The organism is Flavobacterium sp. ALJ2 (genome assembly GCF_015594725.1).
Lineage (GTDB): Bacteria > Bacteroidota > Bacteroidia > Flavobacteriales > Flavobacteriaceae > Flavobacterium.
Genome location: NZ_JADNRC010000006.1, coordinates 197,572 through 218,799, shown reverse-complemented (window position 1 = coordinate 218,799; position 21,228 = coordinate 197,572). Strand labels below are relative to the sequence as shown.

The window sequence follows — 21,228 nt, the reverse complement described above, 5'->3', positions numbered from 1 at the left end:
AGGAATTCAATTATATTTCTTCACAAAAGTCCATTGTATTTTCTAACAAACCATTCGGTTGCCAATGCAATAGCAATTAAAACTAAAAGCCAAACCCAATCAATTAAAGGAGTTTTTGTGCTCACGTTTTTTTGAATTGCCTTATATTCAGGATTCTCCAAAAGTATTTTTATCAAAGCATCCGATTGATTTTGGAAAAATGCTTTCCCATTAGTTTGCAACGCCAACTGCTGTAATTTTTGAACATCTGGATTTACGAATTGTTTTTCGATATCAAAATCTAATACTTCAAAACGACTTGAATAAGTAGTTTTTGAATTTAATTCTTTAACAGAGAAAGAATATTTCCCGGCAGGAAGTCCATCTAAGTTTACGGAGTAAGAATTATTTCCTTTTAATAAATCGTAATTTTTGGTTTGTTTGGTTTCTGTATTGGTTACTGAAATGGAGAGATTTGCTTTCTCATCAAACTCATAATTTTTATTAAAATATTGTACGTTAATTTCTAGTGCATCTCCAGAATTATAAAAACTTTCGTGGTTTACTACCAATGATTTTTTAGTGTTATTTGAAGCTAGATATTGTATTATTTTATCAATAAAAATATCATATTTGGAAAACGACTGATTGTCGATATGACTTTGCATGCGCCATTTCCATGTGTTTTCGCCAAAAAGGTAAGCACCTCTTTTTCCTTGATTTTCGGTAAAAGCTAATAAAGGAGCATTAGTTGCCACATTTCTAATTTTTGACGAAAGTAAAACGGAAACATTTTCATTTGTAGTAATTGTTCCAAAAGAATTTTGCAAAGGAGGGAAATTTCCAAATCCAATTTCTTCAGCTGCGAAAAGATTAAATTGTGAATTAAATTCAGCCAAATAATCTTCTTTCTGATTGCTCATTCTAAATGAGAAAGCAGTTTGCTGTTGATTCAGGAAATTGAAGTCAGTATTATTTCCAGTTATAATAAAAGTATTAATTCCAGCCGCTTTGTTTGAATCAAAAATTGGTTTGAAAGCAACTGTTGGCTGGTACAAAATTAAAATATTATAATCTTGCAATGATTTAATTTCATTTGGCTTGACCAAAACAACTTTACGCTGCGCATTAGATTCTATCGAACGTTTTAAAGCTGCAATATCTGGATGGTTTATTGCCGAAATAATGGCTACCGTAGTTTTTTGGTCTATAACTTCTACAGCAAAATTCTTTGTATTGTTATAGGAGTTTTTTTCCTTTTCGCTTGATGAAATACTAGCTTTAAAAATTTGTACCCCTACTTTATCAGCTGGTAACAATAAATTTAAAGTAGCTGTTTTTTTAGATGGGGAAAAAGAAATTTTTTCTTTTATTAAAACGGTACCTCCCTGAGAAATCGATAAATCAGAATTTATATTTTTTGTTCCCGAATATTGAAGGAATACTTCAACTGGAAATTTATTTTTATAAAAGGCGTATTTATTTACGTTGAGCTGATTTATTTTTAAATCTAAAAAAGTTGTAGTATCGCCTATAATTACTGGATAAACTTTATTGTTTGGGTCAAAACGATATACATAGTCATTTCCTGTAGTTTGATTTCCATCAGTAATAATTACAGTTGGGAAAACTACATTCTTATTGATGCTTTTTAAATTCTTCGCAATTTCGTCTAGATTAGTTTGACTCCCTTTAAAATCGAATTCTTCTGATTGTTTAAAATCGGCATCAAATTGATACGATTGAATTTCGTACTTATTTTGTAAATCTTTATTCGACGTTAGTATTTTATACAATTCAAGAACTTTTTCTTTAGAGTTTAAAGCGTTTATGGAACTTGAATTATCCACTACAATTGGTAATGGAGTTTTAATGATTTCTAACGAGTTCTTTGTAATTATTGGATTTATCAATAAAAGCAATATTCCAAAAATGGATAGAAAACGCAAAAAAGCCAAAAACAAATTCAGTTTTGATTTGCCTTTGGCTTTGTAATAATATTGAAAAAACGACAAACCTCCTGCAATTACTAATGAAAGTACTAATAATAGAATCGTGTTTGTAGTCATAATTTTTAGTTTTCAGTAACAGTTTCAGTCATCAGTACAAACTGAAAACATTAAACTGAGACTTTTTTAAGTAAGCATCCCTCCACAAACATTAAGAACTTGTCCCGTAACATAAGCACTCATATCCGATGCTAAGAAAAGACAAGCGTTTGCAACATCTTCTGTAGTTCCTCCACGTTTCAACGGAATTCCTTCTCTCCAACCTTTTACTACATCTTCACTTAATTTTGCAGTCATTTCAGTTTCAATAAATCCTGGTGCAATTGCATTACAACGAATGTTACGAGAACCTAATTCTAATGCTACTGATTTTGTAAATCCGTTAACACCAGCTTTTGAAGCTGCATAATTAGTTTGACCTGCGTTTCCTTTTACTCCAACAACACTACTCATGTTGATGATTGATCCAGAGCGTTGTTTTAAAAATGTTTTTTGAATTGCTTTTGTCATATTAAAAACTGATTTCAAGTTAACATCAATAACTTGATCAAAATCAGCTTCAGACATACGCATTAAAAGGTTGTCTTTTGTAATACCAGCATTATTTATTAAAATATCTACAGTTCCAAAATCAGCCAAAACAGCTTCAACAAAAGTTTGAGCTTCTGTAAAGTCAGCTGCATTCGATTGATATCCTTTTGCTTTAATACCTAGAGCATTCAATTCTTTTTCTAAAGCCAAAGCCGATTCTACAGATGAACTGTATGTAAAAGCTACGTTTGCACCATGTTTTGCGAAAACTTCAGCAATCCCTTTTCCTATTCCGCGGCTTGCGCCAGTTATAATGGCTACTTTTCCTTCTAGTAATTTCATATTATGGTATTCATTTTATTTTCTAAATACAAATATAGATTATTTAGGCGTTTTATAAAATTTGTAATACAAAAAAAGCCTCACCAAGGTGAAGCTTTTTTATAAGTTAGCTATTATATAGATTATTCCTTAATAAATTTTGTATTAGATATTCCCTTATCAGATTTAATGGTAAGGAAATACGTTCCCGTTTTTAATGGAGAAACATCTATTGTTTTTGCATTTTGTGCATTAGGAACTGCAATAACCAATTGTCCTAAAAGGTTATAAATTGCCATTGAGTTAATTTCTATATTATTTTTCACAGAAACATTCAGAACTTCTTTTGCAGGAACAGGATATACATTTAAGTAATTTGAAAATTCAAAATCTTGAGTTTCTAGTGTAGTATTAAAAGTTGATGTAGCTTTATTAGTAAGTATTGGGAAATTATAATCAAAATAAATATTGGCTTCATTCTGAAAACTATCCCCCACTTTTAATGTCGGTAAAGTTTTAATTTTAAAGGCAATATAACCGTCGTTATTAGCATCATCATAAGGGAGATTGATATTCTCGAAAATAAATTCGACTTTATTTCCATTTGAAATTTTGGTGATGTAGGAATGGCTGGAACTTGTAGGTACTAATGACGAAATATCAAATTTTGATAAATCGATATTATCTTTAACCACTACATTTTGAGCATGATAAGTCCCTGTGTTTTCAAAACGAATCATATAATGTACATACTTTCCAATTAAATCGGGTGTAACAATAACTCCTTCTAAACAAGTTTTATCATTTGGGTCGTAAGATCCAACAACTGTTTGATTTAAAGTAAATATATTGTCATCAGGTGTTTCATCAATTTGATTTGAATTAATTATAGCAGTGTAACTAAGAATATCATTGTTATTTACTGGAGGCATTTCCATAGGTGAATTTACATTAAATACAATTTCAATTTCTCTGGTTTCAAGTGGTTTTAAATCTATAAAATCCCAAGTTAATTTATTTAAGGACTGATTAGAAACATTTGAACTTGAGCTTATTAAATCTAAAAATGCATCCTTAAAGCTAAGATTTACAGTACCTGATTGAATTATGTTTCCTTTGTTTTTATAAATTATTTTATAACTCGCATTAAAACCTGGTCTTGCAGCTTCTCTTGGCAACATAGTTATTTCTAAATCTTTGTGAGTTCCATTAGGAGACAAACAAAAATTCTGATTTATAGGAGTAGTTTGAGTTGGAAATACTGCACTTACAGAAGTTGGAGAAACAGAAAAATAGTCAGGGTTTTCTAATATTGGTGTAATTGTATAAGTTCCTTCTTTAACAGGAATAAAATAACTCCCTGTCCCTTTATTTATAATACTTTCTTTTTTAATAGTGTCATCTATAATAAATTTGAGATTATTGGCAGGGATATCTAACGCATTACATCCATTCTGATTAGTATTAATTCTACAATTACCCTGAATTACATAGTTAGTTCCTCCCGGTTCAAAAGAACAATAAGAGTTTACATGACAATCTGTATATCCGTATTTACTAATAAATTGTTCAATATCCTCAATTTTATCATCATTGACACAAATATATTTTAAGTTAGGATTATCTGAAAATGAAATAGAATATCCATTACTATTTTTTAAATTAATAAATTCAAATTGATTGTTATTTAAAGTATAATTACACATCGCCATAGAAATGATCATTCCATCTACATATTCATAAATAAAAGTATTAGGTCCTATAAAACCTTCCTGTGGTGTATAAATAACAGTCGAAAAATCTAAATTGAATAATTTATTATTTGAACAATCAAACGACATAATATTTTTTAACCCACTTAAATCTATTGTTTCAACATTATTATTTTCAAATGAAATCATTTGTAACTTCTTTAATCCTGAAACATTTAATTTAGTTAGCAAATTACTACCACACTCCAGTACTCCAAGATTTGCCAAACCTGAAAGATCTAAATCTGTGATTTGATTATTAGTACAATATAATTCTTTTAAACCTGTAAGTCCGGAAATATTTAAAGTAGAAAATTGATTGTAACCACAATTTAATAAGACAAGGTTATTTAAGCCGGTTAAGTCTAAAGTAGTTAATAAATTGTGATGGCAATAAAGTAATTTTAGATTACTTAATCCCAAAACAATTAAGTCTGATAATTGATTTCTACTGCAAGCCAAAGTCGATAATTTAGTTAGACCTGTTAAATCAATTTTTGTTAATGCATTATTCGTACAATAAAATTCAGTTAGATTTTTTAACCCAAGTATATTGATATCAGCAAATTTATTGGCAGAACATGAAAGTATACTTAAATTAGTTAAGCCCGTTAAATCTATAGTAGATAATTGATTAGTGTCTATATACAATTCTGTTAAAGAAGTTGAGTTTGCTACATTAATATTGTTTAAAAGATTATTGTTACAATAAACAGTACTCACTTTTGATGCACCGGTAACATCTAGATTAGTTAATTTATTATTATTGCAATAAAGCATTTTTAAATTATTTAAACCGGTAATATTTAAAGTAGTTAATAGATTTTCAGAACAAAATAAAGATTCCAGACTTGTTGATAAAGAAACATCTAGGCTTGTTAATTTGTTTCTTCTAAGATCTAAACTTTTAATTTTAGTTAGTCCCGTTCCTGTAAACGATGTGAGCTTATTTTCAGAAAAGTTAAGAGATTCCAGTAAGGCAAGTCCTTTTACATTTAAACTAGTTAATTCGTTTCGCCAACATAACAATTTAGTAAGGTTTTTTAAATTGCTTGCATCTAATGATGTAAGCTTATTGAGTCCGCAATCTAAATATTTAAGCTTACTTAAATTACTCAAATCTAATGAAGTAAAGTTATTAGAACTACAATCCAGCCAGGAAAGATTTGGCAGACCGCTAAGATCTAATGTTCCTGTAGTAAAACTTCCTGTACAATTTAATCGTTCTAGCGCAGTCAAATTTTTAACTTCTAAAGATGATAATTTTAGTAATTTACAGTCAAGGCTTTTTAATTTTGTTAAACCAGCTACTTTTAAAGTAGTAAGATCCGAATTAAAGTTGCAATTTAAAGTCAATAAATTTTGTAGAAGACTTAAATCTAGTTCTTTCAGCCTATTATATTCACAAGTTATCGTTTCGACTTTAGTTAAGCCATTTGTATTTAATGATGTAATCTGATTCCAGTCAAAAGCTAAACCTCTCAATTGACTCAATCCGTTTATTTCTAAAGTGGTAAGCAAATTATGCTCACATTTTAAGTATTGCAAATTAGTCAAACTTTTTAAGTCTAAACTTTTTAAAGAATTAAAACCACACTGTAAGGTTTTAAGATTTAAAAAAGTCGAAATCCCTTCAAGAGAATTAATCTGTGAAGCAGTAACGTTAAGCGAAGCTACTTTTTCTACCTCAGAAACCTCAATTTCGTTATTATTGTTAGTATCAATTTTTATACTGATACCATTGCTATCTAATGCAATTTGATTTGATGTACTTGCTTGAAGTAATTTCGCCTTAAAATTCGCGTCAGGAAAATTAATTATCTGCGCATTTACAGAAGCAAAAAAACATAAAGCAAAAAGTAGTATGTAGTTTTTTATCATTGTAGGATTTATTTATTGCACAAATATATACAAATTAAAACATCATCACTGATATTTCTTACAAAAAAAGCCTCACCAAGGTGAAGCTTTTTTGTATTGTTATCAAAGAGTATAACTAGAAAGCTACATTCCATCTTGGTAATCTATCGTTTTCATCTAAGAAATCTTGTAGAATTTTCCCTTCAATGTAAGTTGGGATTATTTTTACATCTGCATTAAAAGTCTCATACCAAGAAACTTCTAATCTTTCTATTCCTTCAATTTTCATTTGTGCTGGCCAAGAATATTTTCTTCCTGTTTTTGCAAATTGGTGACCATTTACGATTTTATCGTGTAATCCACCATTTTTACTTTTTAGAGTTCCATCATTTTGAACAGTTCCAGTAGAACCTACCATGATTAATTCTTTGTTTTCACCATCAACAGCGTAAACAACAAAAACTCCACTTCCAGATTCAGATGCATTGCATACTTCTTCTAGACTATCGTTTAGTGTGTAAGTAAAATTTCCTTTTACTGTAAAATTTTCTAATTCTTTGTACATATTTCTTTAGATTTTCACGAAGGTTCTAAGATTCTAAGAAACTTAGTTGCTAAGTGTTTGTTATATTCCATACATTCTATTAATGTAAAAAAAGTCTCAACAGATATTGAGACTTTTTTTTGGAATTTATTATTTTAAATATTGGAGATTATCCTAATACTTCTTTTACTTTTTTACCAATTTCAGCTGGAGAATCAACTACGAAAATACCGTTGTCTCTCATAATTTGCTTTTTAGCTTCTGCTGTATCATCAGTACCACCAACGATTGCACCTGCGTGACCCATTGTACGTCCTGCTGGAGCAGTTACTCCTGCGATGAAACCTACAACTGGCTTACGGTTACCATCAGCTTTAATCCATTTAGCAGCATCAGCCTCTAATTGTCCACCAATTTCACCAATCATTACGATACATTCTGTTTCTGGGTCGTTCATTAATAACTCAACAGCTTCTTTTGTAGTAGTTCCAATAATTGGATCTCCACCAATACCAATTGCTGTAGTTATTCCTAATCCTTGTTTTACAACTTGATCAGCAGCTTCGTAAGTTAAAGTTCCTGATTTAGAAACGATTCCTACAGTTCCTTTTTTGAAAACGAAACCTGGCATAATTCCAACTTTTGCTTCACCTGGAGTAATAATACCCGGACAGTTTGGACCAATTAATCTAGCATTTCTTTCTTTTACATAACTGTTGGCTTTAATCATATCAGCTACAGGAATTCCTTCAGTAATAGCAATGATAACTTTAATTCCAGCGTCAGCTGCTTCCATAATTGCATCAGCAGCAAATGCAGGTGGTACAAAAATAATTGTTGTATCAGCTCCAGCTTGCTCTACAGCATCTTTTACTGTATTAAAAACTGGACGATCTAAATGTGTTGTTCCTCCTTTACCTGGAGTTACACCACCAACAACATTAGTACCGTACTCAATCATTTGAGAAGCATGGAAAGTTCCTTCGCTTCCTGTAAATCCTTGAACAATTATTTTGGAATCTTTATTAACTAAAACACTCATGATATATATTTTATGTAGTTTTTAAAATTGTGATGCAAAAGTAAGGTTTTGTAAATTATTTCGAACCTTTTATTGTCAAAATATCTTATAATAATTGACTCATTTGATAACCTCGGTATAATTTATTGTCTTTTATTTGCCAAATAGCCATAAAATGGGCTAATAACATTTCTTCTCTAGGGTTTTCGATAGTTTTTACATAATGTGAATAACGTACTGAAACTAAATCATCTTCTTCGATTATATGACTAATTCGAACTTTAGAACGTACATAGGCTCTACTTAATTCGTTAGATAAGTCTAATACTCCATTATAATCTAATTGAATAGCCCCTTTTGTACTATGCCAATCAATGATTACTTCTGGATGTAAATATAATTTGAAGGTTTCGCTATCAATTAAAGCATCCGACTTATAAAATTTTTGTATAAATTCTTTAGCAGTCATAGTTATTTTAATTTATTTAGAATTTCAGGAATTTTCTTGATATTGGCCAATTGTTTTAGCTTTTCTCTAGATTCTTCAATTGGCGTTCCAAAATATGATTTTCCTCCTTCTACAGATTTTGTAACCCCTGTTTGTCCCATTATTACTGCCTTCTCTCCTATCGTGATACCACTAGTTGTACCAACTTGTCCCCAAATTGTTACTTCATCTTCGATAATTACGCAACCAGCAATACCCGTTTGCGAAGCAATTAAGCATTTTTTTCCAATAACCGTATCGTGCCCTACGTGAACTTGATTATCAAGTTTGGTTCCTTCACCAATAATAGTGTCGCCTGTAACACCTTTATCGATTGTACAAGCCGCTCCAATTCCAACATTATTTTTTATTACAACTCTTCCTCCAGAAATTAATTGGTCGAAACCATCGGGGTGTTTTTTATAATAAAAAGCATCTCCTCCTAATATTGTTCCAGCATGGATGATAACATTATCACCAATTACAGTGTGGTCATATATGGATACATTAGAGTGTATCAAACAGTTTTTACCAATTGTAACATGATTTCCAATAAAACAATTAGGCTGTATTAATGATCCTTCTCCTATTACTGCCGAATCTGATATAGCAACATTAGCAAATCGAAAAGGTTTAAAATGTTTTGTAAGTGTATTAAAATCTCTAAAAGGATCATCAGAGATTAATAATGCTTTGCCTTGAGGGCAATCTACAATTTTATTTATTAAAACAATGGTTGCTGCTGAATTTAATGCTTTGTCGTAATATTTTGGATGGTCAACAAAAACGATATCTCCTGGCTCGACAACATGAATTTCATTCATGCCTAAAACTGGAAAGTTTTTATCACCAACAAATTCGCAATGAAGTAAATTTGCAATTTCTTCTAAAGAGTAAACTTTTTGAAATTTCATATTTTATAATTAGAAAATTTATCAATTAGAGAATGTGTCAATTAGAAAATATGTCAATTAGAAAAAACAAAAGCTTTTAGTTAATATCTGCTGGTGCATCAATTTTCTAACTGACTCATTGACAAATTATCTTATTGAAAAACTACTCTTTTACACGCTCCATGTAAGAACCTGAAGCAGTATCAATTTTAACTTTATCACCTTCATTAATAAACAAAGGTACGTTTACTGTAGCTCCAGTTTCAACAGTTGCAGATTTTGTTGCATTTGTTGCTGTGTTTCCTTTAATTCCAGGTTCAGCATAAGTAACTTCAAGGATTACAGAAGCAGGCATATCCACTGATAAAGGTAAATCTGTTTCCGTATTAATTTGAACCATTACGTTAGTTCCTTCTTTTAATAATCCAGGAGAATCCAAAATTGATTTATTTAAAGAAATTTGCTCGAATGTTTCATTATTCATAAAATGAAAGTCATCACCTTCAGCATATAAAAATTGGAATGTTTGTGTTTCAACTCGAACATCTTCGATTTTATGTCCTGCAGAAAATGTATTATCTAATACTTTTCCAGTTGTTAAGCTTCTCAATTTGGTTCTAACAAAAGCAGGACCTTTACCTGGTTTTACGTGAAGAAATTCAATTATTTTATAAATGTCGTTATTGTATTTGATACAAAGTCCATTTCTAATGTCTGATGTTGATGCCATTATAATTTTGTTTTATTTAATGTTTTATTTAATCGTTTAACCGTTTATTTGTTTCCGATTAAACGATAAAACAAATCTACGATAGAACTTTTCTAGTAATTTCCTGAATATCCTTTCATAATTCCACGTGATGAATTTCGGATAAAATCTAAGATTTCATCTCTTTCTGGAGTTGCTTCCATTTCTCCTTCGATTATGCTAAGTGCTTGAGTTGTATTGTAATTTTTTTGGTATAAAATTCTATAAATTTCTTGAATTTCTCGGATTTTATCTGTGCTAAAACCTCTTCTTCTTAAACCTACTGAATTAATTCCTACGTATGACAATGGCTCTTTTGCAGCTTTTGTATATGGAGGAACATCTTTTCTTACCAAAGATCCTCCTGATATCATTGCATGATCTCCAATATGAATAAATTGATGAATTGCAGCCAAACCACCAATTACAGCATGGTTTCCAACAACAACGTGTCCTGCCAATGCAACACCGTTTACAATGATAGCATTATTACCAATCTCACAATCGTGAGCAATATGAGCATAAGCCATAATCAGACAATTGTTACCAAGTATTGTTTGTCCTGATGCTACTGTACCACGATTAATTGTAACACACTCTCTAATTGTACAATTATCTCCTATTATTGCTAAAGAATCTTCTCCTCCAAACTTTAAATCTTGAGGTACTGCAGAAATAACTGCACCTGGAAAAATATTACAATTTTTCCCTATTCTAGCACCTTCCATTATGGTAACATTTGAACCAATCCAAGTTCCATCACCAATAACTACGTTATTGTGAATTGTTGTAAAGGGTTCAATTACAACGTTTTTAGCGATTTTGGCGCCAGGATGAACATAAGCTAAAGGTTGATTCATCTGTATTTTTTATATTTTAAATTAAAATTGTCTTTTTTTGAAACAATAAATCTAAATAATTAACTATTTTATTTATTGTTTTTTTGCAATTTGTGCCATTAATTCTGCTTCGGTAACTAATTTACCATTTGCATAAGCATTTGCTTGCATGTGACAAATTCCTCTTCTTATTGGGGAAATTAATTCACATTTAAATATTAATGTATCTCCAGGTAATACTTTGTGTTTGAACTTAACATTGTCTATTTTCATAAAATAAGTCAAGTAATTTTCTGGATCTGGGACAGTACTTAATACTAAGATACCTCCTGTTTGTGCCATTGCTTCTACAATTAAAACACCTGGCATAACCGGGGCTTCAGGGAAGTGACCAACAAAGAAGTTTTCGTTCATAGTAACATTCTTCATTCCAACAACATGACTATCAGACATTTCTATAATTCTGTCGATTAACAAAAACGGAGGTCTATGAGGTAAAACCGACATGATTTTATTAATATCCATTAATGGCTCTAGATTTAAATCATAAACTGGCACATGGTTTCTTTGTTCTATTTTTATAATTTTTGCTAATTTTTTAGCAAACTGAGTATTTACAAAATGTCCTGGTTTATTGGCAATAATTTTACCTTGGATTCTTACTCCGATTAAGGCTAAATCTCCAATAACATCAAGTAATTTATGTCTTGCGGCTTCGTTTGGATAATGCAAGGTTAGATTGTCTAAAATACCGTTTGGCTTAACAGATATTTTATCTTTCCCGAAAGCTTTCTTTAAATTCTCCATCGTAGAGTCAGATATTTCTTTATCTACATATACAATTGCATTATTTAAGTCTCCACCTTTAATTAATCCGTGTTCTAAAAGAGATTCTAATTCATGTAAAAAACTAAATGTTCTTGAATTTGAAATTTCTGATTTAAAATCGGTAATGCTTTTTAATGTTGCATTTTGTGTGCCTAAAACTTTAGTACCAAAATCAACCATAGTTGTAACTTGGTAATCATCACTTGGCATAACAAGAATTTCACTTCCTGTTGCTTCATCTGTAAAAGAGATTACTTCTTTAACAACATATACATTACGCTGTGCTTCTTGTTCTTCTATTTCAGCTTTTTCAATTGCTTCAACAAAATACTTAGATGAACCATCCATGATAGGAAGTTCTGATGCGTTTAATTCGATTATAACATTGTCTAAATCACAACCAACCAGCGCCGCTAAAACGTGCTCTGGTGTTTGAATTTTAACTCCTAATTTTTCTAAATTTGTCCCTCTTTGAGTATTTACTACATAATTAGCATCAGCCTCAATAATAGGGTGTCCTTGCAAATCAACTCTCACAAAAGTAAATCCATTATTTATTGGAGCAGGCTTAAAAGTCATTGTTACTTCTTTTCCAGTGTGTAGTCCAACTCCTGTTAGTGAAATTTCCTTCTTGATGGTCTTCTGTTTAACCATTATTTCCATTTTTTTGGTTTAATATTTGTTTTTTTAATTCTTCTATTTCAGCAACGATTTTTGGAAAATTCTTAAAATGAACATACGATTTATTAAAATCAGTATATCCAAGTGAAGGAGTTCCTTGTAAAATTTCGTCATCTTTAATGTTCCTGGCAACTCCAGACTGGGCTTGCAATCTAACATTGTTTCCAATAGTTAAATGTCCTGCAATACCTACTTGTCCTCCAATCATAACATTTTTACCTATTTTTGTAGAACCAGCAACACCTGATTGAGCTGCAATTACGGTGTTTTCACCAATTTCTACATTATGAGCAATCTGTATCTGATTGTCTAACTTCACTCCTTTTCGGATAATTGTTGATCCTAAAGTTGCTCTGTCTATAGTTGTATTTGCTCCAATATCAACATTATCTTCGATAATCACATTGCCAATTTGCGGGACTTTACTATAAATGCCTTCTTCATTTGGTACAAAACCAAATCCGTCAGCACCAATAATTGTTCCCGAATGAATTGTACAATTGTTTCCAATTATTGTTTCGGAATAAATTTTTGCACCTGCAAAAATATGTACATTATTACCAATAACAACATTATCTCCGATAAAAGAGTTAGGATAAATTTTGACATCATTACCTAAAACTACATTTTGTCCTACATAACTAAAGCTTCCTAAATACAGATTTTCTCCATGTTTTACACTTTCAGATAAGAAAGATTGTGGTTCAATTCCGTTTTTATTCAATTTTACTTGATTATAAAACTCTAGTAATTTAGAAAATGAAGCATATGCATCATCAACTTTAATTAATGTTGTGCTAATTTCTGTTTCGGGTACAAAAGTATCATTAACAATAGTTACTGATGCTTTTGTTGAATATATATGATTGATATATTTTGGATTAGCTAAGAAAGTAAGAGATCCTTCTGTACCTTCTTCTATTTTAGATAAGCGAGAAACTTCTGCATTGGGATTCCCAACAATCTCACCTCCTAAAATTTCTGCTATTTGTTCTGCTGTAAATTTCATTGCGACAAAAATATAAAAAAATAGGTTTTAAATGTTAATTTTAAATCAGTTGTTTTGGATAGCATATATAATACTTAGTTACCAATTTAGATAACGATTTCAAATTCAGCTGGTCTGAGGCTTCAACAACGTCCTCAATTGTCTTATCTTTTTTTAATATTCGTATAGGTTCGGCTTCTTTACTGTAAGCTTGATTTTTTATTTTCCCCCTATATATAAAATAACTTGCATCGATTGCTGAGATATTATTTTGAGTTGCAAATCGTTCTTTTAAACTTTGCAATTCCTCTAACGATACTTTTTCGTTGGTTAGTTTAATTTTTAATAAATCCCTGTTTACTATCATTTTACTTAAGGTAGAAAGTATAAAATCATCATGTTTCTGCCAAGATTTTAAAGCTCCTATTATATCGAAATCATCCAATTGAGAAAATAAATCCAATGTTTCAGGAGTAAATGTTTCTAAGTTAATTTTGTTTTGCATAAAAAATAACAAAGGTTCGCTACAAGGTAGGTGAATTCCTTTTAAAGTTAATTCTTTGGCTCTTTTTAAGACTTTTGTCAAAATAAGCTCTGCAACTAAACTTGTTTTATGTAAATATGCTTGCCAATACATTAATCTGCGAGAAAGTAAAAATTTTTCAACAGAGTAAATTCCTTTTTCTTCAATAACCAGAACATCATTTACAACGTTCATCATTTGAATTAAGCGTTCTGAGTTAACATTTCCTTCAGCTACACCACTATAAAAACTATCGCGTTTAAGGTAGTCCATACGATCCATATCTAGTTGACTAGAAATTAATTGCAACATGAATTTCCTATGATAATCTCCTTTGAATATCTGAATAGCTAAACTTAGTTTTCCGTCAAACTCTATATTTAATTGATTCATAAATAATAACGAAATAGCTTCATGATTTACATCCTCAACAATACTTCTTTCCATAGCATGAGAAAATGGTCCGTGACCTATATCGTGTAGCAAAATAGCTACATACAATGCGTTTTCTTCTTCTGCAGATATTGTAACATCTTTAAAGCGTAATGTTTCAATTGCTTTTTGCATTAAATGCATACAACCTATGGCATGATGGAAACGGGTATGATTTGCTCCAGGATATACCAAATACGATAGTCCCATTTGCGAAATTCGGCGTAAACGCTGAAAATAGGAATGCTCTATTAAATCATATATTAAAGCATTCGGAATGGAAATGAAGCCGTAAATGGGATCATTGAAAATTTTCAGCTTATTTATAATATTCACTATTTGGTTATTTTTTAGGTCAACAAATATAACTAATTAAAGACTTATTCTGTTTTACATTTTAGGCAAAAAAGCAAACAAATTAAATTTTATAACGAAATGTTATCATATTTATTTAAATTAGTAGAACGAAAAGGCAATATTACGCTTTTTTTTAGCTAACAAATAATTAACACAAATTTAAGTTCGTTTAGTTCGGTAAATTGCGAACCAATTTTATCTTTGTCAAAAAAAACATGGAAACTAGTATACACAAGGAAAAAGAAGATCTTATAGAGTTATTCGGTATTCATTTCGAATCAGTGTATCATTTACCACCACTTTGCTCAAGAATTTTGGGACTATTAATAGTTGAAGCATGTAAGACAGGTTTGACTTTTGAACAAATAGTCGAAAAAGTTGGTGCCAGCAAAAGTACAGTATCAACTAATTTGAACTTTCTTTTAAAAATGGGAAAGATCGATTATTATACTTTGCATGGTGATAGAAAAAAATATTTCAGACCATCCCCCTTTAGTGAACGATTTGCAAATTATTTAAAAATAATTGAGATTGAAAAAAAAATAATTGATAAAATGATTACTTATAGAGAAAAAACAATGGATAGTCCAGAAGAAAGAATTAACCTAGAACATGCAAAAGCATATAAAAGTCACGTTAAAAAAGTTGAAGAATTGTTACGAGAAACAATTGTAGAATTCGTAGAAATAGAAAAAGTTAATAATAAATCATAAATCAAATTTAAATTCAAATGAAGAATATCACATTCTCCCTAATAGCTATCATGTTGGTTTTTGCGTCATGTAAAAAAAAGGAAGAACAAGCTCCGCCACAAGGTCCAGCTCCGTTCCCAGTAAGAACAATTTCATTACAAGATGCTGTAGTATATCAAGAGTATAGTGCAAATCTCGAAGGACAGCATAATGTTGAAATCCGCCCAAAAGTGAATGGGTATATCCAAAAAATTTATGTTGATGAAGGTCAGGTTGTTAAAAAAGGACAATTACTTTTTAAACTTGAAACTCAAACTCTAAATCAAGACGCGTCTGCTGCTAAAGCTTCTGTTCAAGCTGCGCAAGTAGAAGTTGATAGATTAAAACCACTAGTTGACAGAAAGATCATTAGTGTTGTTCAATTGGAAACAGCCAAAGCTAAATTAGCACAAGCTAAAAGTACTTATGGCAGTATTGCTGCAAATATTGGGTACGGAACAATCGTTTCTCCTGTAAATGGAGTAATTGGAGGATTGCCTTTTAGAGAAGGAAGCTTAGTTAGTGCTACTAGCGAAGTTCCTTTAACAACTGTATCTGACACAAAAATTGTTCGTGCTTATTTCTCAATGAATGAAAAACAGTTATTATTCTTTAATAAAACATTTAAAGGAGCAACTACAGCAGAAAAATTAAAATCTGCACCACCAGTTTCATTGGTTTTAGTTGATAATACAGAATACGACCAAAAAGGAAAAATTGCTACAATGAATGGTTTAGTAGATTCTGCAACAGGAAATACGCAATTTAGAGCAGATTTTAATAATCCTCAAGGAATTTTAAGAAGTGGTAGTACTGGAATTTTACGTTTGCCTATCGAACAAAAAAATGTGATGTTGGTTCCTCAAAATGCAATTTTCGAAGTGCAGGGAAAACAAACCCTTTATATTGTTGAAAAAGGAAACAAAGTAAAATCTACAATTGTTGAAACTAATGGAACCTCAGGTTTAGACTTCATAGTTACTAGTGGATTAAAAGATGGAGACGTTGTAATTGTAGAAGGAGCATCTAAATTAAAAGATGATATGGAAATTACACCGCAGCCTGTTAAAGACCCAGCTGTTGAGACAGCAGAAACAAAAAATACTTCAGCTAAAAAATAATATACAAGATGTTAAAGACGTTTATAGAAAGACCAGTTCTCTCGACGGTAATATCTATCTTAATCACCATACTGGGTGTTTTAGGATTGATGTCGTTACCCGTAGAACAATACCCAGAAATTGCCCCGCCAACTGTTCAGGTAACTGCAACATATACTGGAGCAAATGCTGAAACAGTATTAAATAGTGTTGTAATTCCTCTAGAAGAAGAAATAAATGGTGTGGAAGGAATGACATACATGACATCTTCTGCAGCTAATGATGGTTCTGCGAAAATATCTGTTTATTTTGAACTTGGAGTTGACCCAGATATCGCTGCGGTAAACGTTCAAAATAGAGTTTCTCGTGCTACTAGTAAATTACCTCAAGCAGTTGTACAAACAGGTGTTACAACACTGAAAAGTCAAACGAGTGCTTTAATGTTCTTTGCTTTGTATTCGAACAATAAAGATTTTGATGAAACTTATATTCAGAATTATGCCAAAATTAACCTTGTACCAAAATTACAACGTGTTAAAGGTGTAGGACAAATAAATGTTTTTGGAGCTAAAGATTACTCTATGAGAATCTGGATTAATCCAGAAAAAATGGCAGCTTACAATGTAGCTCCAAAAGATATTCAGGCAGCATTACAAGAACAAAATGTAGAAGCCGCTCCAGGAAAATTTGGAGAAAATGCTGATGGTATTTATGAATATGTAATAAAATATAAAGGACGTCTTTCAGAGATTAAGGATTACGAAAATATTATTATCAAAGCTACTGGTAATGGCAATTTTGTCCATTTAAAAGATGTTGCAACTGTAGAGTTGGGAGCTTTTAACTATGGAAATAAGAATATTGCAATGGGTAAACAAGGTGTTGCTGTTGGAATATTCCAAACTTCTGGATCGAATGCACAAGATATCATTACCGAAGTTATGACCATTTTGGATGATGCTAAACCAGACTTTCCAAAAGGTGTAGATTACGTAATTCCGTATAATACAAAAACGTTCCTTGATGCATCGATAGAAAAAGTAATCTCAACATTGATTGAAGCTTTTATATTGGTATTTATTGTAGTGTTTTTATTCTTACAGGATTTCCGTTCTACATTAATTCCTGCAATAGCAGTTCCTGTAGCAATTATAGGTACGTTCTTCTTCCTGCAGGTATTTGGATTCTCTATCAATATGTTAACATTGTTTGCTATGATTTTGGCTATTGGTATTGTGGTCGATGATGCAATTGTCGTCGTCGAGGCTGTGCACGCCAAATTAGATGAAGGAGCTAAATCAGGAAAAGAAGCTACTGTTTCTGCAATGAGCGAAATTACAGGGGCTATTATTTCTATCACATTAGTAATGTCAGCGGTATTTATACCAGTATCATTCTTAAGTGGTCCGTCAGGGGTTTTCTATCAACAGTTTGCAATTACATTAGCAATTGCGATTTTGATTTCGGCTATTAATGCACTGACTTTAAGTCCGGCATTATGTGCTCTATTCTTAAAACCTCATGAAGCATCAGAACACCATAAGAAAAATTTTAAAGATAGATTTTTCATTGCTTTCAATACTAGTTTTGATAGAATGAATAATAAATATGTTAAGTCTTTAGGGTTTTTAGCAAGAAAAAAATGGGTCGCAATATCAGGATTATTAGTATTCACTGCGATTACAATCTTCTTATTCCAAATTACTCCTTCAGGATTTATTCCTAATGAGGATAGAGGAATTATTATGGCTGATTTAACACTTCCTCCAGGAACAACAATCGAGAAAACTCAAAAAGCAGTTAATGAATTGGATTCTATTTTAGCCTCAATGGATATTGTTGAATCAAGAATGAGTGTTGTTGGTTTTAGTTTATTAAATAGTGTAAATGGAGGTTCATATGCTTTTACAGTAATTAAATTAAAAGACTGGAAATATCGTAAAGAAGCAAACCAATCCGTAGATGCCGTTGTTGGTGAACTATTTGGAAGAACTGCGCATTTTAAAGATGCTAAAGCATTATTCTTTACACCTCCGAGTGTACAAGGTTTCGGATCTGCAGATGGATTTGAATTAAAAATTCAAGACAAAGGTGATGATGATTGGGCAACTGTTAGTAAAGTAAGTAATGAATTCTTAGGGGAATTAATGAAAAGACCTGAGATTCAATATGCTATTACAAACTTCAACCCTAACTTTCCACAATATCAAATGGATATTAATGTAGAAAGAGCTAAGAATGCAGGAGTTTCGATTTCTGAAATTTTTAATACTATGCAAGGGTATTATGGAGGATTGTATACTACAGATTTTAATAAATTCGGTAAGCAATATCGTGTAATGATTCAGGCAAAACCGTCTGATAGAGCAACTTTAGAATCTATTAATACTATTTATGTTAAGAATGCTGCGGGACAGCAAGTTGCCATAAATCAGTTTGTCGATTTTAAAAGAATTTATGGACCAGAAGCCGTGGCACGTTTTAACATGTTAAAAGCTGTAAACGTAAATGGTAAAGCAAAACCAGGTTATAGTTCTGGAGATGCAATTAAAGCAGTTCAAGAAGTAGCAGCTCAGCATTTACCTAAAAGCTATACTTACGAATTCTCTGGAATGACACGTGAAGAGATTCTTGCAGGTAGTCAGGCAGCAGGAGTATTCTTGTTGAGTTTAATATTTGTATATTTCTTATTAAGTGCACAATACGAAAGTTACTTAGTTCCATTAGCAGTATTACTTTCATTACCTGTAGGAATTGCTGGTGCAATTGGATTTGTGAAGCTTGCTGGATTAGAAAACAACATTTATTTCCAGGTAGCACTGATAATGCTTATAGGACTACTGGCCAAAAATGCCATTCTGATTGTTGAGTTTGCCATACAAAGGCGTCGACACGGAATGGACTTAACACAAGCTGCGATAGAAGGTGCAAAAGCACGTTTACGTCCTATTTTAATGACCTCTCTTGCTTTTATTTTTGGTTTAACGCCATTGGCATTAGCATCAGGAGTTGGAGCTGTAGGTAACCGTTCAATCGGTATGGGAGCTGTAGGTGGAATGTTGATAGGAACAATTTTTGGAGTATTTGTAATTCCAATATTGTTTATTATTTTCCAAAGCTTACAAGAAAGAATCTCTGGAAAACCATTTACAGAGCAACAATCAGATGTTACACTTTTAGACGAAGAAAATGAAAAATAATGTATATAAAATAGTAACAGTTGCCTTAACGGCAACTGTTATGCAATCCTGCTTCGTTGCAAAAGATTACGAAAGACCTAAGGATATCGAAACTGAGAATTTATATAGAACTGAAGTAGTTGCAAAAGACAGTACTTCAATGGCAAATCTTTCTTGGGATAAAATTTTTACGGATCCTATTTTGCAAGGTTATATTAGAAAAGGATTAGAAAACAACTTAGATATTCGAATTGCAATGCAAAATATTGCAGCAGCCGAAGCTTCAATGAAACAAGGAAAAGCGGGGTACTTCCCTACTCTTTCTGTTGGTACAGACTGGACACATCAACAGTTGTCTAAAAACAGTCAATTTGGAGCTTTACTTCAAAATCGTAGTACCGATCAATATCAAGTAGCAGGAACTTTAGGATGGGAAGCTGATATTTGGGGGAAAATAAGAAGTAATAAACGTGCAACAAACGCAGCTTACTTACAAACAACAGCTGCAAATCAAGCTGTTAAAACACAGTTAATTGCAGATATTGCAGCAACTTACTATCAATTGATTGCAATAGATGAGCAAATTAAATTATCAGAAAAGACTTTGATCAACCGAATCGAAAGTATTGAAACGATTGTTGCTTTAAAAGATGCAGGAAATGTTACCGAAGTTGGAGTTAAACAAACTGAGGCTCAGAAATATGCTACAGAAATTATCATTGCTGATTTAAAAGTTAGCACGATACTTTTTGAAAACAAAATGAGTATTCTTTTAGGAGTAGCACCTACTAAAGTAGAAAGAAGCAGTTTTGAAGCGCAAAAAATGCAGCCAGATATTACACTTGGAGTACCTGCAACTTTGTTAAGAAACAGACCAGATGTAATTGCCGCAGAGTATAATTTGATTTCAAATTTTGAAAGAACAAATGTTGCAAGAAGTAATTTTTACCCAACATTTAAGATTACTGCAACTGGAGGATTACAAAGTATAGACCTTAAAGAATGGTTCAGTTCAAATTCATTTTTTGCTAACATTCTAACAGGACTAACACAGCCAATTTTTAATCAACGTTTGAATAAAACAAATTTAGAAATAGCTAAAGCAAATCAAGAAAAGGCATATATCCAATTTGAACAATCACTGTTAAATGCAGGAAAAGAAGTTTCAGATGCATTAGCCCAGTATAACAACGAAACCAATAAAATTGTAATTCGTCAGAAACAAGTAGATGCATTAAAAGTAGCTACAGATTATTCAGATGAATTATTGAAATATGGTTTAGTCAATTATTTAGAAGTTCTTACTGCAAAAGATAATGCGTTAAATGTAGAATTAACTTTAATAGATAATAAATTTTCACAATATAATGCCATTATTCAATTATACAGAGCCCTTGGTGGTGGATGGCAGTAAGATTTCATAATT

Annotated in this window: 16 protein-coding genes; 4 read left to right on the top strand and 12 right to left on the bottom strand. The window is 31.4% G+C overall.

Going from position 1 to position 21,228, the window contains the following annotated elements:
* Positions 1–20 precede the first annotated feature (20 nt).
* The 12 genes from IUY40_RS09085 to IUY40_RS09030 all read right to left on the bottom strand — a co-directional run bounded on the left by IUY40_RS09085 (position 21) and on the right by IUY40_RS09030 (position 14,771).
* Positions 21–2,048, bottom strand: a complete 2,028-nt coding sequence (locus IUY40_RS09085) for a hypothetical protein (protein ID WP_195736547.1) — start codon at positions 2,046–2,048, stop codon at positions 21–23.
* A gap of 66 nt (positions 2,049–2,114) precedes the next feature.
* Positions 2,115–2,861, bottom strand: a complete 747-nt coding sequence (gene fabG / locus IUY40_RS09080) for a 3-oxoacyl-[acyl-carrier-protein] reductase (RefSeq protein ID WP_195736546.1) — start codon at positions 2,859–2,861, stop codon at positions 2,115–2,117.
* 122 nt (positions 2,862–2,983) lie between these two features.
* The gene (locus IUY40_RS09075; protein ID WP_195736545.1) at positions 2,984–6,472 is read right to left on the bottom strand and encodes a T9SS type A sorting domain-containing protein; all 3,489 of its coding nucleotides are present in this window, start codon (positions 6,470–6,472) and stop codon (positions 2,984–2,986) included.
* Between the two features lie 115 nt (positions 6,473–6,587).
* On the bottom strand, positions 6,588–7,016 hold the full coding sequence (locus IUY40_RS09070) for a hypothetical protein (protein ID WP_195736544.1): 429 nt from the start codon (positions 7,014–7,016) through the stop codon (positions 6,588–6,590).
* Positions 7,017–7,164: 148 nt separating this feature from the next.
* On the bottom strand, positions 7,165–8,037 hold the full coding sequence (sucD, locus tag IUY40_RS09065) for a succinate--CoA ligase subunit alpha (RefSeq protein WP_195736543.1): 873 nt from the start codon (positions 8,035–8,037) through the stop codon (positions 7,165–7,167).
* A gap of 85 nt (positions 8,038–8,122) precedes the next feature.
* A complete protein-coding gene (locus tag IUY40_RS09060; protein ID WP_195736542.1) occupies positions 8,123–8,485 on the bottom strand; it encodes a nuclear transport factor 2 family protein in 363 nt (120 codons plus the stop codon).
* Positions 8,486–8,487: 2 nt separating this feature from the next.
* On the bottom strand, positions 8,488–9,417 hold the full coding sequence (locus IUY40_RS09055; RefSeq protein WP_195736541.1) for a UDP-3-O-(3-hydroxymyristoyl)glucosamine N-acyltransferase: 930 nt from the start codon (positions 9,415–9,417) through the stop codon (positions 8,488–8,490).
* 142 nt (positions 9,418–9,559) lie between these two features.
* Positions 9,560–10,126, bottom strand: coding sequence for an elongation factor P (gene efp / locus IUY40_RS09050; protein WP_195736540.1), 567 nt, complete (start codon positions 10,124–10,126; stop codon positions 9,560–9,562).
* A gap of 92 nt (positions 10,127–10,218) precedes the next feature.
* A complete protein-coding gene (gene lpxA / locus IUY40_RS09045; protein ID WP_035624097.1) occupies positions 10,219–11,004 on the bottom strand; it encodes an acyl-ACP--UDP-N-acetylglucosamine O-acyltransferase in 786 nt (261 codons plus the stop codon).
* Positions 11,005–11,076: 72 nt separating this feature from the next.
* Entirely contained in the window at positions 11,077–12,465 is a 1,389-nt protein-coding gene (locus tag IUY40_RS09040; RefSeq protein ID WP_195736539.1) for a bifunctional UDP-3-O-[3-hydroxymyristoyl] N-acetylglucosamine deacetylase/3-hydroxyacyl-ACP dehydratase, read from the bottom strand.
* Complete coding sequence (gene lpxD / locus IUY40_RS09035) at positions 12,458–13,501, bottom strand: UDP-3-O-(3-hydroxymyristoyl)glucosamine N-acyltransferase (protein ID WP_195736538.1); 1,044 nt, start codon at positions 13,499–13,501, stop codon at positions 12,458–12,460. Before lpxD ends, IUY40_RS09040 begins: the two co-directional genes overlap by 8 nt.
* 40 nt (positions 13,502–13,541) lie before the next feature.
* Positions 13,542–14,771: an HD domain-containing protein gene (locus tag IUY40_RS09030; RefSeq protein ID WP_195736537.1), complete on the bottom strand. Its 1,230-nt coding sequence runs from the start codon at positions 14,769–14,771 to the stop codon at positions 13,542–13,544.
* A gap of 236 nt (positions 14,772–15,007) precedes the next feature.
* Between IUY40_RS09030 and IUY40_RS09025 the strand changes: the two genes are divergently transcribed.
* From IUY40_RS09025 to IUY40_RS09010, 4 genes are read left to right on the top strand one after another with little or no spacing between them, the layout of a single operon-like run.
* A complete protein-coding gene (locus IUY40_RS09025) occupies positions 15,008–15,505 on the top strand; it encodes an ArsR family transcriptional regulator (RefSeq protein WP_195736536.1) in 498 nt (165 codons plus the stop codon).
* Between the two features lie 17 nt (positions 15,506–15,522).
* Entirely contained in the window at positions 15,523–16,644 is a 1,122-nt protein-coding gene (locus tag IUY40_RS09020) for an efflux RND transporter periplasmic adaptor subunit (protein WP_195736535.1), read from the top strand.
* Between the two features lie 8 nt (positions 16,645–16,652).
* Positions 16,653–19,823, top strand: a complete 3,171-nt coding sequence (locus tag IUY40_RS09015; RefSeq protein ID WP_195736534.1) for an efflux RND transporter permease subunit — start codon at positions 16,653–16,655, stop codon at positions 19,821–19,823.
* A complete protein-coding gene (locus tag IUY40_RS09010; protein WP_195736533.1) occupies positions 19,813–21,216 on the top strand; it encodes a TolC family protein in 1,404 nt (467 codons plus the stop codon). The genes IUY40_RS09015 and IUY40_RS09010 overlap by 11 nt, the downstream gene beginning before the upstream one ends.
* Positions 21,217–21,228: the final 12 nt, after the last annotated feature.

Coding starts and splice junctions, on each gene's coding strand:
- IUY40_RS09055 (WP_195736541.1), bottom strand. CDS start 9,417: ATGAAATTTCAAAAAGTTTACTCTTTAGAAGAAATTGCAAATTTACTT.
- IUY40_RS09075 (WP_195736545.1), bottom strand. CDS start 6,472: ATGATAAAAAACTACATACTACTTTTTGCTTTATGTTTTTTTGCTTCT.
- lpxA (WP_035624097.1), bottom strand. CDS start 11,004: ATGAATCAACCTTTAGCTTATGTTCATCCTGGCGCCAAAATCGCTAAA.
- fabG (WP_195736546.1), bottom strand. CDS start 2,861: ATGAAATTACTAGAAGGAAAAGTAGCCATTATAACTGGCGCAAGCCGC.
- efp (WP_195736540.1), bottom strand. CDS start 10,126: ATGGCATCAACATCAGACATTAGAAATGGACTTTGTATCAAATACAAT.
- IUY40_RS09040 (WP_195736539.1), bottom strand. CDS start 12,465: ATGGTTAAACAGAAGACCATCAAGAAGGAAATTTCACTAACAGGAGTT.
- IUY40_RS09025 (WP_195736536.1), top strand. CDS start 15,008: ATGGAAACTAGTATACACAAGGAAAAAGAAGATCTTATAGAGTTATTC.
- IUY40_RS09010 (WP_195736533.1), top strand. CDS start 19,813: ATGAAAAATAATGTATATAAAATAGTAACAGTTGCCTTAACGGCAACT.
- IUY40_RS09020 (WP_195736535.1), top strand. CDS start 15,523: ATGAAGAATATCACATTCTCCCTAATAGCTATCATGTTGGTTTTTGCG.
- IUY40_RS09060 (WP_195736542.1), bottom strand. CDS start 8,485: ATGACTGCTAAAGAATTTATACAAAAATTTTATAAGTCGGATGCTTTA.
- IUY40_RS09070 (WP_195736544.1), bottom strand. CDS start 7,016: ATGTACAAAGAATTAGAAAATTTTACAGTAAAAGGAAATTTTACTTAC.
- lpxD (WP_195736538.1), bottom strand. CDS start 13,501: ATGAAATTTACAGCAGAACAAATAGCAGAAATTTTAGGAGGTGAGATT.
- IUY40_RS09085 (WP_195736547.1), bottom strand. CDS start 2,048: ATGACTACAAACACGATTCTATTATTAGTACTTTCATTAGTAATTGCA.
- IUY40_RS09015 (WP_195736534.1), top strand. CDS start 16,653: ATGTTAAAGACGTTTATAGAAAGACCAGTTCTCTCGACGGTAATATCT.
- sucD (WP_195736543.1), bottom strand. CDS start 8,037: ATGAGTGTTTTAGTTAATAAAGATTCCAAAATAATTGTTCAAGGATTT.